The sequence below is a fragment of the Streptomyces sp. NPDC127108 genome (assembly GCF_042677545.1).
Lineage (GTDB): Bacteria > Actinomycetota > Actinomycetes > Streptomycetales > Streptomycetaceae > Streptomyces.
This window is the reverse complement of sequence record NZ_JBHXTE010000004.1, coordinates 50,045-66,019: the sequence shown is the minus strand read 5'-3', so window position 1 is coordinate 66,019 and position 15,975 is coordinate 50,045. Positions and strand designations below refer to the sequence as shown.

Here is a 15,975-nt window from a genome sequence, read left to right as displayed (position 1 = left end):
CGGGCACGCCCGGCCCGTCACGCGGCGTGGGTGAAGCGGTCCGTGATCCGTTCCGCTACGCGCCCGGGGCTCACCCGCCCCTCGGCCTCGTTGCCGCCTCGGCCCCGGCGGCCGGCGCGGGCCTTGCGGGCCTCCCGCACGAGGCGGTCGTGCTGGGCGACCTGGGCGAGTTCGGCGGTCCGCTGCTGGTGGAGTTCGTACTCGAACACGGTGTGCTCCCTGGCTTCTCGGTGGTGCTCGGTGGGTTTCGCCTTCGCTTTCGGCGATGACTCCACTTTCGTCTGCCAGGGGGGTGTGGCACATCGGGAGAGTGCCGCATCTTGGGGCTGGTGGGGGCCTTAGGGCAGGGGTGAGGGGGTCCTTAGGGCAGGTGAGGGCTTAGGCAGGGGGGCGGAGGGCCTGGTTCCGTACCTGGGAGGGGGTACCTAGGACGAGGTGTCGCCCCTGGTCGGAGGGCCTTCGGCGGGGAACACGATGGGGCTCAGGAGGTGGCGGGTGCGCTGTGGCGTGGGTTCGTTGGCCGCCCTGGCCACGATCACCTCGCGCAGCTCGGCGATCATCTCCGCGAGTTCGTCGGGGCTGAGCCAGAGCGAGTACTGGCGAAAGCCCACCAGGTCGGCGACGGGGGCGGCGTCGCCCCGTTCCAGGTACGTGTTGAACTCGGCCATGAGGGTCGCCGTCGCCACCGCGAAGGCGCGCCGGAAGTCGTCCAGGGACAGCGCCGCGGCCGCCTCGGGGTCGAGCACCACGCGGCCCCGGTGCAGCCGGTAGTGGCGCTCCATGGAGCCGCGCACCGGCTGCTCGTCGGCCACTACCAGGAGTCCGCCCTCGACCAGGAGACTCGTGTGCCGGTACAGGGTGGCCTTGGAGACGTCGGGCAGCAGCGAGCGCAGTTCGGTGGTCGTGCGGGTACGACCGTCGTACATCGCGTGGACGATGCGTATGCGTACGGGATGCAGCAGGAGTTCGACCGTTTCCATGGGCCGATGTTCTCACCCTCAAAAAGATCGTCGGCCTCGCCCCCCGCGTCCGCGTCGGACGGGAAAGAGGCGAGGCCAGAAGGGAGTTGACGGTGTGGCTGAAAGCTGCGCCGCGCTCTCGGCACGTGGCTGCGACGGTGCGCTAACTCGTCGAGGGCAGTCCCAGGATGATGTTCGTGTACTTCGCGATCGCCAGCGCCAGGCCGATCACGCCGAGCGCGACTCCGGCCCACGCCACCGACTTGGTCCACGGCGCCTGCGCCCGCGCCGGATCGCCGAACGCGGGCCGCAGCAGCACGCCGACGCCGACCACCAGGGCCGCGAGCGCGAAGAGACCGCCGACCAGGGCGGTGGTCTTCCAGGAGTCGCCGTAGACCTGCTCCACCTGCTGGGCCACGCTCGCGCCCTGCGAGGTCTTGAGCTGCCCCATCAGCGACTCGCGCGCGGACGCGACGGTGCCGAGCCAGCCGCCGGAGAGCCCGACCACGCCGAGGGCGGCGGCGACGACGGCACCGGCGCCCTGGCCGACACCGGCGGACGAGGCGGCGTCGTCGGCCGCGGCGACCTCGAACTCGTCGTCCAGGTCGTCCTCGGCCTCGTCCTCGTCGGCGTCCTCACCGGCGTCGGCGTCAGCGACTGCCGGGCTCACCTTCTCGGCCCCGTCCGCCCCGTCGGCCCCCTCGGACCCGTCGGACCCGTCGGCCCCGTCGGCCCCGTCGGTCTTCTTGAGGTCGACCTCGGCCTCGGCCCCGGCCTCGGAGGTTTCTGCGGACTCGTCAACTGCCTTGGTTCCCATGCCCCGCACCGTACGGACGCAGTATGAGAACTCCCTTACGGAGAGGGCCCGTTTATGAGAACCCGCTTAACAGCGCCGAAGGCGACCAAGCGCCCCCGAGCGACACCGGCCCGCACCGGCCCCAGCCCGAGAGCCCTGGCCCTAGCCCTGCCCCCGGCCCTCCGCAGCCTCCGCCGCCTCCCGAGCGGCCCGCGCCTCCCGCCACTCCGGCGCGAGCACCGACCACACCTCCATGTCGTGCCGGATCCCCTGCCAGGGGAAGCTCTCCCGCAGCACCCCGTCGCGCACGAAGCCGAGCCGCTTCGCCACGCCCTTGCTGCGTTCGTTGAGGGAGGACACCAGCCACTCCACGCGGTGCATGCCGCGCTGGTCGACGGCCCAGTCGATGATGACCCGCGACGCGGCGGTGACGAGCCCGCGCCCGGCGGCCGAGGGCTCCAGCCACACGCCGACCTCGCACGACTCGACGGCCGTGTCGAAGATCCGGAAGAGGACGCCGCCGACGAGCGTCCCGTCGAGCCAGATGCCGTAGAGGCGCCCGGTGTCGGCGGCCTGCCGCTCGGCGAAGTGCTGGAGGTGGGCCCGCGCCGACTCCACGTCCTTGACCTTGACGGTGAACGGGACCCAGGGGCCCGCGTACTCACGTGCCCGCTCCACATGGGCGAACAGTTCCTCGGCCTGCCACGGCTCGATCGGCCGCAGCTCGGCCCCTTCGCCCACGGATATCGCGAACATCCCGCTCCTCATACGTTCGGGCACTCCCGCGCGCCCTATCGCGCGCCCCCGTGCCGCTCAGCCGTCACGTCCTCCAGCGCGAGCGGAGCATCCCCCGTCGGGCGCTGCCCGGGGATCGTCGCACGCACGCGCGATTCGGGCACCTCAATACTGATCCGGGGCAGCCAGCGGTCCAGACGCCTCGGCAGCCACCAGTTGGCGCCGCCGAGCATGTGCATCAGCGCGGGCACCAGGAGCGTCCGCAGGACGAACGCGTCGAGCGCGACGGCCGCCGCGAGCGCGATGCCGAACATCGCGATCACCCGGTCCCCGCTGAGTACGAACGCCAGGAAGACCGAAATCATGATCACGGCCGCGGAGTTGATCACGCGGCTGGTCTCGGCGAGGCCCACCCGGACGGCGACGCGGTTGTCGCCGGTCTCGAGCCACTCCTCGTACATCCTGCTGACCAGGAACACCTGGTAGTCCATGGAGAGGCCGAAGAGGACCGAGACCATGATCACGGGGAGGAAGGGCTCGATCGGCCCGGCCCGGCCGAGCCCCATCAGCTCGCTCCCCCAGCCCCACTGGAACACCGCCACCACGACGCCGAACGCCGCCGCCACCGCCGCCACGTTCATCACGGCGGCCTTGAGCGGGATGCCGACCGAGCGGAAGGCGAGCAGGAGCAGGACGCAGCCGAGGCCGATCACGACGCCCACGAACAGCGGGAGCTTGCCGACGATGATCTCCGCGAAGTCGTCGTACCCGGCCGTCACGCCGCCGACGTGCACATCGAGGGAGGTGCCGGTCTGGGCCTTGGGCAGCACGTCGGTGCGGAGCCGGTCGACCAGGTCGCTGGTCCGCTGCGACTGGGGCGCGGAGTCCGGCACGACGGTGAGGAAGGCCGCGCTGCCGCCGTCGTCGTACGTCACGGGGCTCACGGAGGCGACGCCCGGGGTGGACTTAAGGGTGGAGCCGAGGTTGTCGAGGGCGAGCCGGTCGGCGGCGCCGTTGACCTCGGTGACGAGGGTGAGGGGGCCGTTGACGCCGGGGCCGAAGCCGTCGGCGAGCAGGTCGTAGGCCTGCCGGGTGGTGGCCGACGAGGGGTTGTTGCCCTGGTCGGAGGTGCCCAGGTGCAGGGAGAGGGTGGGGACGGCGAGCAGCGCGATCACGGCCACGGCGACGCCGCCGAGCAGCTTGGGGTGCCGCTCCACGAACGCCGACCAGCGGGCGGCGAGCCCCGTCGGCAGCTCCGGCTCGGGCCCGCGCTCGGCCAGCCTGCGCCGCTCGCGGCGGCTGAGGGCGCGGGGGCCGATGAAGGAGAGGAGCGCCGGGAGCAGGGTCACCGAGGCGGCCACGGTCAGGATCACCGTGAGGGAGGCGGCGATGGCGACGCCGTTGAGGAAGCTCAGGCGCAGGATCAGCATGCCGAGCAGGGCGATGCAGACGGTGGCGCCCGCGAAGACGACGGCGCGGCCGGTGGTGGCGACGGCCCGCTCGGCGGCCTCGGCCACGGGCAGGCCGCGTTTGAGGCCCTTGCGGTGTCTGGTCACGATGAACAGCGCGTAGTCGATGCCGACGCCGAGCCCGATGAGGGTGCCGAGCATCGGGGCGAAGTCGGCGACGGTCATGAAGTGGCCGAGCAGCACGATGCCCGCGTACGCCGTGCCGACGGAGACGAGCGCCGTGGCGATGGGGAGCAGCGAGGCGGCCAGCGAGCCGAAGGCCAGGAAGAGCACGACGGCGGCGACGGCCACGCCGACGATCTCGGCGGTCTTGGCGCTCTTGGACTCGGTGAGGCCGATCGCGGCGCCGCCGAGCTCGATGTCGAGGCCGTCGCTCTCGGCGGCCTTGGCGGTGTCGACGACGGCCTGGGCCTGGGCCCGGTCGACGGAGTCGATCTGCTCACGGAAGGTGACGGTGGCGTACGCCGTGCGGCCGTCGGCGCTGATCTGGGCGGCGCCCCGGTCGGTGTAGGGGCTGGTGACGGAGGCGACCCCGGGCAGCTCCGCGATGTCGTCGAGGGTCTCGGTCATCGTCTGCTCGACGGCGGCGGAGCGGACCTTCTGGTCGGCGGAGGTGTGCCAGACGACGGTGTCGCTGTCGCCGCCGAGGTCGGGGAAGCCCGCGCCCAGGAGCTTCGTCGCGCGGTCGGACTCGGTGCCGGGCACTTCGTAGTTGTTCGAGTACGCGGAGCCGACGGCGGCGGCAGCGGCGGCCGTGCCGCCGAGTGCGAGGAGCCAGAGCAGTACGGCGACTAGGCGGTGCCGGACGCACCACCGGGCGAGTGCTGCCACGAACTGGCTCCCTGAGTGATTCGTGGATCTTCAGCGGGAGCAGCCGGGAAGCATCGGAGTGACCCGTAAAGAACACATGAGCGACATGAGCGGGGAAATGGATCATGATCATCGCTTATGCGGCGAGATGACCCATGCGCAGACACTCTGACAGCCCCCGGAGATCCTTGGTCCCTTTCGTGGCCTTACTCACAAGATCACAAGAGGAACCCCAGAAGGCTTCGAGGCCCTCTGGGGTTCCCGGTGAACAGGTCAGCCCGAGACGCTCGCGCGACCGTTCTCGATGTGTCCCATCAGGCGCCGCCGGAAGCCCTTGTCTCCCTCGGCGGTGACCTCGATGTCGTACCAGCCGCGCTCGTCGCCCGTCTGCCAGGCGATGGTGCGGCTGCTTCCTGCCTTGATCCGTACCGTGCGGGTGCGCCGCCGGACGTCCGCCTCCTCCACGTATCCGAGCGGTTTGACCGTGAAGACGAGGTGCCCCTTGCCCCGGTTGGCCAGCGTGAGGTGGAGCTCGCGCCGGGTGATCGCCGAGGAGAGGGCGGCCGCGCCTTCCCTCTGTCCTACGAATTCGCGGCGGAATCCGTTCGGCCCGGTGACGGTGAAGTGATACGCGTCACTCCCCTCGGGCAGGATCCAGGAGCCGTCGTGGCCCACGTCCTGGTGCTGCGGGACGGGGAACTCGCCCGCGTACGGGTACAGCGCGAAGTGCGCGGCCCGCCGTCCGCCGTTGCGCAGCCGCACCTTCAGGGCGCCGTCCTTGGTGCGCTTGAGGTCGGCGTCAGGCTGGTACGGCAGCGGGCGGGCGCGGCGCACGCCCGGCTCCTGCGCGGGCATCGACTGCTTCTCCGGCGGCTTCGGCTGCCAGCGGCCGCTGAACACCGGGATGGCGCCGGGCTTGTCGACCTCGGGCTGGCGGTGGCCGCGGTGGAAGTCGAAGGCGCTGGTGAGGTCGCCGGTGACCGTCCGGCGCCAGTGGCCGATGTTGGGCTCGCGCACGCCCGTCCACTTCTCCAGGAAGCGCACGACGGAGGTGTGGTCGAAGACCTCGGAGCACACATAGCCGCCGACGGTCCACGGCGACACCACGAGCATCGGCACCCGCGCGCCGAGCCCCGTCGGCCGCCCCTGCCAGTACTCCTCCTGGTTGCCCGCCGCGGGCACGGGCGGCGGCACGTGGTCGAAGAAGCCGTCGTTCTCGTCATAGTTGATGAAGACGGCCGTGCGCCGCCACACCTCGGGGTGCGAGGCGAGCGCGTCCAGGACCTTGTAGACGATGGTGGCGCTGTGCACGGGCGAGGACACCGACGGGTGCTCGGAGTCCAGGGCCGACGGCACCAGATAGTTCACCTTGGCGAGCTTGCCGCGCGCCACGTCCTTCGCGAACCGGTCGGCCAGCGTGCCGGTGGGCACCCGCCGCAGCCCCCGCTCGAACAGCGACCGCTCCCGCTTGCTGAGCGTCTTGACGCCCTCGTCGAGCGCGGCGAGCAGCTTGCCCCGCTCCACCTCGTCCTTCGCGTCGCGGACCTTTGCGTAGAACGCCTCCATGAACGTGTCGCCGGTCTTGGCGAGAACCTTGCGCGCGATGGCCTTGAAGGTGGTGAAGAACTCGATCTGGTTGTCGGTGAAGTTCTCCCACTCGGTGTACGTCTGCCAGCTGATCCCGGCCTTCTCCAGACGCTCCGCGTACGTCCCCCAGTCGTAGCCGGGGTGGGTGCCCTCGGCGTACGCGTCGTTCTCGACGGCGCGCTTGCCGTTCGCCTCGAAGCCTGTCTTGCCGCTCCACAGGTGGTTGCGGTTGGGGCTGGTGGAGGTGTGGATGGAGGAGTGGTAGGCGTCGCAGACGGTGAAGGTGTCGGCGAGTTCGTAGTGCAGCGGGATGTCCTCGCGCGTGTAGTACGCCATCGTGGCCGCCGTCTTCGCGGTGATCCAGCCGTCCATCCAGCCGTCGTGCCAGGCCTTGGCGCCGCCGCTCCAGGAGTGGTCGAGCGCGCCTATGTACTGGAGGTCCTTCTGCTGGGCGGCGGCCGCCTCGCGCACCGGGAAGGGCAGCACCGAGCGCAGCGGGCCGGGCTGCTCGAACACGCTCTTGCCGCCGGGCAGTTGGATCGCGTTGCGGTCCGAGAAGCCCCGGACGCCGCGCAGGGTCCCGAAGTAGTGGTCGAAGGAGCGGTTCTCCTGCATCAGGATCACCACGTGCTCGATCGCGCCGAGCCCGCCCTTCGGCGGCTCCTTGGCGAGCGCCTGCTGCAGGGACGGCGGCAGGAACGAACCCACGGTGGCGGCGCCCAGGGCACCACCGCCCACAGCCATCAGCCGTCTGCGCGATATCTCCGCTGCCACGCCCAACCTCCAGTCGACACCCAATGGTTGTCCTTTGATCCATTGGTCTGCTGAGCTGGGACGGTAGTGAATCCTGGTGGCTCATGGAAGACCGGTGACCGAAGTCGGCGTGAACGTCGGCGCCACGTGAAGGGGCGCCGCACCTTCACGGTGCGGCGCCCCTTCACGTACGGGAACGAGTCGGCGTCAGCCCTCGACGCCCAGCTGCTCCAGGATCAGCTCCTTGACGCGGGCCGCGTCGGCCTGGCCGCGAGTGGCCTTCATGACCGCGCCGACCAACGCTCCGGCCGCCGCCACCTTGCCGCCGCGAATCTTGTCCGCGATGGCCGGGTTGCCGGCGATGGCCTCCTCGACGGCCGCCGTCAGCGCGCCCTCGTCGGAGACGACCTTCAGGCCGCGCTTGTCGACGACCTCGTCGGGCGTGCCCTCGCCCTTGAGGACGCCGTCGATGACCTGGCGGGCCAGCTTGTCGTTCAGCTCACCGGCGGTGACGAGCGCGGAGACCCGCGCCACGTGCTCCGGGGTGATCGGCAGCGAACCGAGGTCCACGCCCTGCTCGTTGGCGTTGCGGGCCAGCTCGCCCATCCACCACTTGCGGGCGGAGACGGCGTCCGCGCCCGCGTTGATCGTGGCGACGATCGGGCCGATGGCACCGGCGTTGAGGATCGACTGCATGTCGTGGGCGGAGACGCCCCACTCCTCGCGCAGCCGGTTGCGCTGGGCGAGCGGCAGCTCGGGCAGGGTGGCGCGCAGGGCCTCGACCCACTCGCGGGACGGGGCGACCGGCACCAGGTCCGGCTCGGGGAAGTAGCGGTAGTCCTCCGCCTCTTCCTTCACACGGCCCGACGTGGTCGAACCGTCCTCCTCGTGGAAGTGCCGGGTCTCCTGGATGATCGTCCCGCCCGCGCCGAGGACGGCGGCGTGGCGCTGGATCTCGAAGCGGGCGGCCCGCTCCACGGAGCGCAGCGAGTTGACGTTCTTCGTCTCGGAGCGGGTGCCGAACTTCTCCTGGCCGTGCGGGCGCAGCGAGAGGTTCACGTCGCAGCGCATCTGGCCCTGCTCCATGCGGGCCTCGGAGACACCGAGGGCCTTGATGAGCTCGCGCAGCTCGGCGACGTACGCCTTGGCGACCTCGGGGGCGCGCTCACCGGCACCGACGATCGGCTTGGTGACGATCTCGATGAGCGGGATGCCCGCGCGGTTGTAGTCGAGCAGGGAGTGCGAGGCGCCGTGGATACGGCCCGTCGCGCCGCCGACGTGCGTCGACTTGCCGGTGTCCTCCTCCATGTGGGCGCGCTCGATCTCCACGCGGAAGACCTCGCCGTCCTCCAGCTGGACGTCCAGATAGCCGTTGAAGGCGATCGGCTCGTCGTACTGGGAGGTCTGGAAGTTCTTCGGCATGTCCGGATAGAAGTAGTTCTTCCGGGCGAAGCGGCACCACTCGGCGATCTCGCAGTGCAGCGCGAGGCCGATCTTGATGGCGGACTCCACGCCGATCTCGTTGACGACCGGCAGCGCGCCGGGCAGGCCGAGACAGGTGGGGCAGGTCTGCGTGTTGGCGTCCTGCTTCAGCTCCGTGGAGCAGCCGCAGAACATCTTGGTCTTCGTGCCGAGCTCGACATGGACCTCAAGGCCCATGACCGGGTCGTACGTCGCGAGCGCGTCCTCGTACGACACCAGCTCGGGGGTGGTCGTGGCAGTCACGGTGTTGGAACTTCCCTCTCAGCCGAGCAGAACGTCGTCGTCGCCGATGCGCTTCAGCTCGCGCACCAGGATGGCGATGCCCGTGACGATGGCGGCGGCGGAGACGACCGCGTCGACGAGCTTGAGCGTGTCGTGCTCGGCGCGGGCCTTCTTGACCTGCTTGAGCGTGCTGAGCGCGCCGAACGCGGTGGTACCGATGGACAGATACGTGCCGGTCTTGGACTTCTTGAAGCCCTTGGCCTTGGTCAGTGTTTTCGACGGCTTGCTGCTCACAGCGACGGTGCCTCCTCCAACAGCGGGTGACCCCACTTTTCCACGAAGGCGGCCTCTACGGCAGCGCCCACCTTGTACAGGCGGTCGTCCTTCAGGGCAGGGGCGATGATCTGCAGTCCGACGGGCAGGCCGTCCTCCGGCGCCAGGCCGCAGGGCAGCGACATGGCGGCGTTGCCCGCCAGGTTGGTCGGGATGGTGCAGAGGTCGGCCAGGTACATCGCCATCGGGTCGTCGGCGCGCTCGCCGATCGGGAAGGCGGTGGTGGGCGTGGTCGGCGAGACGATCACGTCGACCTGCTCGAAGGCCTTCTCGAAGTCGCGCGTGATGAGCGTGCGGACCTTCTGGGCGGAGCCGTAGTACGCGTCGTAGTAGCCGGAGCTGAGCGCGTACGTACCGAGCATCACGCGGCGCTTGACCTCGTCGCCGAAGCCGGCCTCGCGGGTGAGCGCCGTGACGTCCTCGGCGGAGCGGGTGCCGTCGTCGCCGACGCGCAGGCCGTAGCGCATGGCGTCGAAGCGGGCCAGGTTCGAGGAGCACTCGGACGGCGCGATCAGGTAGTACGCCGACAGGCCCAGGTCGAAGGACGGGCAGTCCAGCTCGACGACCTCGGCGCCGAGGGACCTCAGCAGCTCGACGGACTCGTCGAAGCGCTGCATCACCCCGGCCTGGTAGTGCTCGCCGCGGAACTGCTTCACGACGCCGACGCGCATGCCCTGGACCGAGCCGTTGCGGGCGGCCTCGACGACCGCGGGGACCGGGGCGTCGATGGACGTGGAGTCCAGCGGGTCGTGCCCGGCGATGACCTCGTGCAGGAGGGCCGCGTCGAGGACGGTGCGGGCGCAGGGGCCGCCCTGGTCCAGGGAGGACGAGAACGCCACCATGCCGTAGCGGGAGACGCCGCCGTAGGTCGGCTTGACGCCGACCGTGCCGGTGACGGCCGCGGGCTGGCGGATGGAGCCGCCGGTGTCCGTGCCGATGGCGAGCGGGGCCTCGTACGCCGCGAGGGACGCGGAGGAGCCGCCGCCGGAGCCGCCGGGGATGCGGGTGAGGTCCCACGGGTTGCCCGTCGGGCCGTACGCGCTGTTCTCCGTCGACGACCCCATGGCGAACTCGTCCATGTTGGTCTTGCCGAGGATGACGACGTCGGCGGCCTTGAGGCGCTTGGTGACCGTCGCGTCGTACGGCGGGATCCAGCCCTCGAGGATCTTGGAGCCGACCGTGGTCGGCACGCCCTCGGTGGTGAAGATGTCCTTCAGCGCGAGCGGGACGCCGGCGAGCGGGCCGAGCTTCTCGCCCCGCGCGCGCTTCTCGTCCACGGCGCGGGCCTGCGCGAGCGCGCCCTCGCGGTCGACGTGCAGGAAGGCGTGCACCTTCTCGTCGACGGCCTCGATGCGGGCCAGGTGGGCCTCGGTGACCTCGACGGCGGTGAGTTCACCGGCGGCGATCTTCGCGGCGATGTCGGCCGCGGTGAGCTTGATGATGTTGCTGTCCGTCATGACTTCTTAGTCCTCCCCCAGGATCTGCGGCACCTTGAAACGCTGCTGCTCCTGTGCCGGGGCTCCGGAGAGCGCCTGCTCGGGGGTGAGCGACGGACGGACCTCGTCCGCGCGCATGACGTTCGTCAGCGGCAGCGGGTGGGAGGTCGGCGGTACGTCTTGGTCGGCGACCTCCGAGACGCGTGCGACCGCGCCGATGATGTCGTCGAGCTGTCCGGCGAAGTGGTCGAGCTCTTCGTCCTTCAGCTCCAGACGTGCAAGGCGGGCGAGGTGGGCGACCTCCTCGCGCGTGATGCCAGGCATGCAGCGATCCTCAGGGGTGAGTGTGATGGTTTCGCCCCCAATCCTATGGGGCTGGCCGTGCTGCCCGCGCCCGAGTTCCCTCCGGGACCGCGCGCGGGGTTCCGGCGGGGTGCTTGTGGAGTCCCCCGTGGGGTGCCGTGGCTCCGTCGTTGCGCCACCCGGCGCACTGTTCCCCCGCTCCCCCGGTGAGCCGCCGGTGAGCTGCCCGGACGGGGCGCGCGGCGGGGCCGAACATGCGTGCATGGGACTGCGTCAGACCGGCAGGGGACTACGGCATCGGGCTCTCACGGGGCTGCGCGCCGCCGCGGGCGGACGGGGCCTCGCCCTCGCGGCGCCCCTCGGCGGCGCGCTCCTCCTCACCGCTTCGCTCGTCGCCTGGTGGTACGTCGTCACGGACCCGGTGTACGCCGGGGCGCGCAGCCCGGCCGACCTGAGCGTGTACCTGGACGCGGCGGACGCGCCCGACCGGGGCCTGTACGCGGGCGAGTACGGGATCCACGGGCTGCCGTACCTGTATCCGCCGTTCGCCCTGCTGCCGTTCCGTGCCTTCGCGGGCGCGGACCTGACGGTGGCGGTGCGGGTGATGGCGGGGGTCTCGGTCGTGTCGATGGTGCTGGTGGCGTGGGCGGCGGTGCGGGTGGCGGGCGGGTCGGCGGCGCGGGCGGGGAGCCGGTGGTCGGCCGGGCCGGTCGCCGCCGGGTGCGCGTGCGCCGTCGCCGGGGCCGCGCTGTGGACCGAGCCGGTGCTGCAGAACCTGGACTTCGGGCAGGTGAACCTCGTCCTCCTGGCGCTGGTCGTCACGGACCTCGCCACGGCCGACCGGCGGCCGTGGAAGGGGCTCGGCGTCGGCGTCGCGGCGGGCCTGAAGCTGACGCCCGGCCTGTTCATCGTGTATCTGCTGCTCACCCGCCGGTTCCGGGCGGCCGGGCTTGCGACGGCGGCGTTCGGGGGCACCGTGCTCGGCGGGTGGTTCGCGCTGCCGGAGGCGTCGGCGGACTTCTGGGGCGGGGCGCTCGCGGGCAGCCCCGGCGGCCGGGACTATCTGGCGAACCAGTCCCTGAACGGTGTCTTCGTCCGCCTGGGCTTCGGCGGTGACGGGGTCGGCGGGCCGGTGTGGGGCGCGGCGTGCGGGCTGCTCGTGGTGGCCGGGCTCGCCGCGGCGGCGGTGGCTTCGCGGCGGGGCCGTGAACTGGTGGCGATCTGCGTCGTCGGGGCGCTGACGCTGCTGTGCTCGCCGCTGTCGTGGACCCACCACTGGGTCTGGATCGTGCCGGGCTTCGTCCTCGCGGCCGACGCTGCGGCCCGGCGGGCCACGGCACGCGCCTGGCTGTGGGTGGCTGGCCTGTTCACGCTGTTCGCGGCGTGGCCGATCCGTATCGACGGCTTCGGCACCTGGGACCCGACCCGCCCACTGCTGCCCTACGGACTCCTCTGGTACACCCCCCACTGGCACCGCGAACAGGACTGGGACCCGTTCCACTTCCTCTCGGGCAACTTCTATGTGTGGCTCGGTCTTGGGTTCGTCGTGTGGGCGGTCTGGGTGTTCGGGGGGTGGGGGGATTCGCGGCGGAGGGGACGGGGTGCGCGGGCTGTGCGGGGTGCGCGCGGTGCGCGGGAGGTCGGGGCGTCTTCGGGCGCGGGGGCGGGCGCGGGGGCGTCGGTGCCGGGGCCCGGTGGTGAGGGCGAGGTCGGCGTGGGGGCCGAGGTGGGAGCAGGGGGCCAGGGGCTGTCCGACGGGTCGGCGTGAGTTCGATTCGCTGAACACGGGCGCGTGCCGGGGTGTCGGGGCGCGGGCCGAGGTGGGGCGTCAGAGCGCGGGCCGGGGGCCCAGGGCGCCGGAGTGCGGGTGGGGCCCCGGGGCGAGGTGGTCGTTACGTCACTTGGCCGCGCGGGTCGGGGACGGATCCGGGGTTTCCGGGGTGGGGGTGGCCGGGGGGTCCACCGCGCGGTGCCAGCCGCGTTCGCCCCGGGTGCGCAGCCACGCCGTCGTCTCGTTCGGCGGCATCGCGGCGGCGACCAGCCAGCCCTGCACGGCGTCGCAGCCCAGGTCGCGCAGGCGCTCCCAGGTCTCGTCGTCCTCGACGCCCTCGGCGACGACGAGCAGGCCGAGGGAGTGCGCGAGGTCGACCGTGCAGCGCACGATCTCGGCGTCCTCGTTGTCGACGGCGAGCCGGGCCACGAACGACCGGTCGATCTTCAGCTCGCTGACGGGCAGGCGGCGCAGGTGCACCAGCGAGGAGTAGCCGGTGCCGAAGTCATCGAGGGACATCTTCACGCCGTGGCCGGTGAGCCCGGCGAGGGTGTCGGCGGCGCGCTGCGGGTCCTCCAGGAGCACATGCTCCGTTATCTCCAGCTGAAGCGCCCCCGCGGGCACCCCGTGCCGGGCCAGGCGCGCGGCGACGGCGCCCGCGAAGCCGGGGGTGTGCACGTCGCGCGGCGACACGTTCACCGCGACCGGCACCTTCAGGCCCTGCGCCCGCCACCTGGCGACCTGGGCGAGGGCGGACTCCAGGACGTACTCCGTGAGGTGCGGCATCAGGCCGGACGACTCGGCGATGGCGATGAACTCGTCCGGCGGCACCTTGCCCCGCTCCGGGTGCACCCAGCGCACCAGCGCCTCGAGGCCGGCGACCTGCCCGTCGAAGCGGACCTTCGGCTGGTAGTGCAGTTCCACGTCGCCCGCGTCCAGGGCACGGCGCAGGTCGCCGAGGAGGCCGAGGCGGTCGGGGGTGTTGGAGTCGCGCTTGGACTCGTACACCTCGACGCCCGTGCGGTCCCGCTTGGCCTGGTACATCGCCACGTCCGCGCGCCGGAGCAGCCCTTCGGCGTCGAGCGCGTGGTCAGGGAAGACGGCGAGCCCGGCGCTCGCCTCCAGGACGAGAGTGAGGCCGTCCAGGTCGAGGGGTGAGCCGAGGGCGGCGACCAGGGAGCGGGCGACGCGCGTGGCCGACGTGGTGGAGTCGGCGACCGGGAGCAGCACCGCGAACTCGTCGCCGCCGAGCCGGGCCGCCTCCGCGCCGCGCGGCAGCGCGAGCCGCAGCCGGTCGGCGATCTGCAGCAGGAGGCGGTCACCGGCGAGATGGCCGAGGGTGTCGTTGACCGAGCGGAAGCGGTCCATGTCGATCAGCATCAGGGCGGAGCGCGCACCGATGCGCTCCGCGTCGTCCAGGGCCGTCCAGGTCCGCTCCAGGAGCCACTGCCGGTTGGGCAGTCCGGTCAGCGGGTCCCGCAGCTGCTCCTCGGCTCTGGCGCGCGCGATCCACAGCGTCGAGTCCAGGGCGACGAGCGGGATCGTGAACAGGGGCAGGAGCAGCGGCAGGGACATCGCGACGACGCAGATCAGCGGCGCGATGCCGAGCAGGGCCACGCCGAGCAGCCCCTGCCGGACCAGCGCGGTGCGGGTGACGGTGGGCAGCGCGCCGGTGCGCGGGGCGTGGACGTACCAGAGCAGGACGCGGGTGACGGCGAGGTACGCGACCGCCACGAGGGCGACCTCGGGCGCCGTGTAGAGGTCCCAACTCTCCGGGTTCCAGGGGGCGTCGGCGGCCGGGGCCGTGCCGAACGCCGCGAGGGTGAGCGCGCCCGCGCCGATGCCGAGGATGTCGACGGCGCCGTGCAGCACGCCCTGTCGCCAGCGGTGGCGGCGGGCGACGCCGACGAGGACGACGACGGTGAGGCTGACCATGCCCGCGGGCATCCAGCCGTACAGCAGGAGCACGGCGACGGTCAGCGCGCCGCCGGAGCCCGTGCCGCCCCACCAGCGGTCGCGGCCGAGCGCGACGAGGTGGCCGACGATGAGGCCGGTCAGGACGGCGAGGGACCAGCCGACCGTGCCGGAGGGGAAGAGCGGGTGGCCGCCGGTGAACGCGTGGAAGAAGCCGGTGCCGAGGACGACGGCGGCCGCCGCGACGACGGCCGCGGGCAGCAGCTGCCAGCTCCGCCCCTCGGCCTCGTCCGCGCCCCCGTCCACCCCGGACCCGTCCAGCGCGCCCTGGCCCCGGATGTCCGTCCCGCGCCCGCCGCGCCACAGTCCGCGCCGCGCACCGCTGCCCGAGGGGTCCGCCCCGCCACCACCGCGCGAGGCTCCCCGAGCGGTCGAGGCGTCCCCACCGACGGCACCACCTCCGGCACCGCCGGTCCCGACAGCACCGGTCCCGACAGCACCGCTCCCGACCCCGCCGCTCCCGGGACCACCGGCACCGTCAGCGCCGACACCACCGGTCCCCACGCCACCGCCGCCCCCGGCCCCACTGCTGCCGCCGGTCCCGGCCGCCGCGCCCCGGACGACCCCGGCGTCACCGCCCGCGCCGCTGCCCCTGGCGCCCGCGGCGGCCTCGGAGCCACCCGCGACGCCCCGCGCTCCCGCGGGCCCGGGTCCCGTACCGTCACCGAGCCCGGCGCCGCTCGCCGCGAGGACCGCCGGACTCCCGCCGCCGGAAGCCGCGACCGCACCGGCAGCCGTCACGGGACCCGAAGTCGCGACCACGCCCGAAGTCGCCACCGAGCCGGACGTCGCGACCGCGCCGGAAGCGCTCACCGCGCGATGCACGGCCGCCGCGCCCACCGCGGCGCTCTCGGCGAAGTCCGCACCGGACGGGGCGTCAACTCCCGCCGCCCGCACGGCCGGTGACGCGGTGGACGGCATGCCGTCCACCGCGGTGTCCGTCTCGTCGCTGCCGGGCCAGGGCGCACCATGGCCACCCGCACCCCGCCGTTCACCTTCGGCACTCGCCGTCACGCCAGCCTCCGCCGGGACCGCAGTTCCGTGACCGCCGGTTCCCCGCACAGGCGCCCGTCGTCCGCCCGGCTCCGGTCCCTCACCAACTGGCTTACCCCGTATGCCCGTTACTTCCTCCTGCGGGGCCTCATCAGGGCCGGAAACGGCCGCCCGGCCGAGGATCGCGTCCGCGTCCGCGCCACCCGAGGTCCAGGCGCGCTCGCGGGGACGGAAGCCGGGCGTCCCGTCGACCCGCGCGGACGCGGCGTCATTCGGGTCGCGCACCGTGTCGCGCGTACGCCCGCGCCGGGCGCCGAGCACGCGCCGCAAGCGCGACCGCAGCCATGAGTCC

The 15,975-nt window shown here is 72.4% G+C and carries 12 protein-coding genes; 1 reads left to right on the top strand and 11 read right to left on the bottom strand.

The features are described 5' to 3' along the window. Nucleotides 1-17: 17 nt before the first annotated feature. From ACFVHO_RS04905 to gatC, 10 genes are all read right to left on the bottom strand, one after another. Nucleotides 18-209 carry a hypothetical protein gene (locus ACFVHO_RS04905; RefSeq protein ID WP_385710276.1) on the bottom strand — a complete coding sequence of 64 codons (192 nt, stop codon included), beginning with the start codon at nt 207-209 and terminating at the stop codon, nt 18-20. Nucleotides 210-425: 216 nt separating this feature from the next. Continuing rightward, complete coding sequence (locus tag ACFVHO_RS04900) at nt 426-980, bottom strand: helix-turn-helix domain-containing protein (protein WP_385710273.1); 555 nt, start codon at nt 978-980, stop codon at nt 426-428. Nucleotides 981-1,122: 142 nt separating this feature from the next. Beyond that, nucleotides 1,123-1,776 carry a hypothetical protein gene (locus tag ACFVHO_RS04895; protein ID WP_385710270.1) on the bottom strand — a complete coding sequence of 218 codons (654 nt, stop codon included), beginning with the start codon at nt 1,774-1,776 and terminating at the stop codon, nt 1,123-1,125. A gap of 141 nt (nt 1,777-1,917) precedes the next feature. Beyond that, nucleotides 1,918-2,511 carry a GNAT family N-acetyltransferase gene (locus ACFVHO_RS04890; protein WP_385710267.1) on the bottom strand — a complete coding sequence of 198 codons (594 nt, stop codon included), beginning with the start codon at nt 2,509-2,511 and terminating at the stop codon, nt 1,918-1,920. 35 nt (nt 2,512-2,546) lie between these two features. After that, the gene (locus ACFVHO_RS04885) at nt 2,547-4,790 is read right to left on the bottom strand and encodes an MMPL family transporter (RefSeq protein WP_385710264.1); all 2,244 of its coding nucleotides are present in this window, start codon (nt 4,788-4,790) and stop codon (nt 2,547-2,549) included. Between the two features lie 252 nt (nt 4,791-5,042). After that, nucleotides 5,043-7,130, bottom strand: a complete 2,088-nt coding sequence (locus ACFVHO_RS04880) for a phosphocholine-specific phospholipase C (protein ID WP_385710261.1) — start codon at nt 7,128-7,130, stop codon at nt 5,043-5,045. Nucleotides 7,131-7,316: 186 nt separating this feature from the next. Beyond that, nucleotides 7,317-8,834 carry an Asp-tRNA(Asn)/Glu-tRNA(Gln) amidotransferase subunit GatB gene (gene gatB / locus ACFVHO_RS04875; protein WP_385710258.1) on the bottom strand — a complete coding sequence of 506 codons (1,518 nt, stop codon included), beginning with the start codon at nt 8,832-8,834 and terminating at the stop codon, nt 7,317-7,319. An 18-nt stretch (nt 8,835-8,852) separates the two neighbouring features. Then, nucleotides 8,853-9,107 (bottom strand): hypothetical protein, encoded by a 255-nt coding sequence (locus ACFVHO_RS04870; RefSeq protein WP_385710255.1) that lies wholly within the window; start codon nt 9,105-9,107, stop codon nt 8,853-8,855. Then, entirely contained in the window at nt 9,104-10,603 is a 1,500-nt protein-coding gene (gene gatA / locus ACFVHO_RS04865; protein WP_385710252.1) for an Asp-tRNA(Asn)/Glu-tRNA(Gln) amidotransferase subunit GatA, read from the bottom strand. Before gatA ends, ACFVHO_RS04870 begins: the two co-directional genes overlap by 4 nt. Nucleotides 10,604-10,609: 6 nt before the next feature. Next, nucleotides 10,610-10,906, bottom strand: a complete 297-nt coding sequence (gene gatC / locus ACFVHO_RS04860) for an Asp-tRNA(Asn)/Glu-tRNA(Gln) amidotransferase subunit GatC (RefSeq protein WP_016642027.1) — start codon at nt 10,904-10,906, stop codon at nt 10,610-10,612. A gap of 241 nt (nt 10,907-11,147) precedes the next feature. On the opposite strand from gatC, the gene ACFVHO_RS04855 reads away from it, so the two are divergent. After that, a complete protein-coding gene (locus ACFVHO_RS04855; protein WP_385710250.1) occupies nt 11,148-12,653 on the top strand; it encodes a glycosyltransferase 87 family protein in 1,506 nt (501 codons plus the stop codon). Between the two features lie 129 nt (nt 12,654-12,782). Here the strand turns inward: ACFVHO_RS04855 and ACFVHO_RS04850 are convergent, their stop codons facing one another. Continuing rightward, nucleotides 12,783-14,936, bottom strand: a complete 2,154-nt coding sequence (locus ACFVHO_RS04850) for a putative bifunctional diguanylate cyclase/phosphodiesterase (protein ID WP_385710615.1) — start codon at nt 14,934-14,936, stop codon at nt 12,783-12,785. Nucleotides 14,937-15,975 lie beyond the last annotated feature (1,039 nt).

Bases quoted from the DNA above. Each gene is read 5' to 3' on its own strand.
- gatA (WP_385710252.1), bottom strand. From the start codon at position 10,603: ATGACGGACAGCAACATCATCAAGCTCACCGCGGCCGACATCGCCGCG.
- ACFVHO_RS04855 (WP_385710250.1), top strand. From the start codon at position 11,148: ATGGGACTGCGTCAGACCGGCAGGGGACTACGGCATCGGGCTCTCACG.
- gatC (WP_016642027.1), bottom strand. From the start codon at position 10,906: ATGCCTGGCATCACGCGCGAGGAGGTCGCCCACCTCGCCCGCCTTGCA.
- ACFVHO_RS04900 (WP_385710273.1), bottom strand. From the start codon at position 980: ATGGAAACGGTCGAACTCCTGCTGCATCCCGTACGCATACGCATCGTC.
- ACFVHO_RS04890 (WP_385710267.1), bottom strand. From the start codon at position 2,511: ATGTTCGCGATATCCGTGGGCGAAGGGGCCGAGCTGCGGCCGATCGAG.
- ACFVHO_RS04895 (WP_385710270.1), bottom strand. From the start codon at position 1,776: ATGGGAACCAAGGCAGTTGACGAGTCCGCAGAAACCTCCGAGGCCGGG.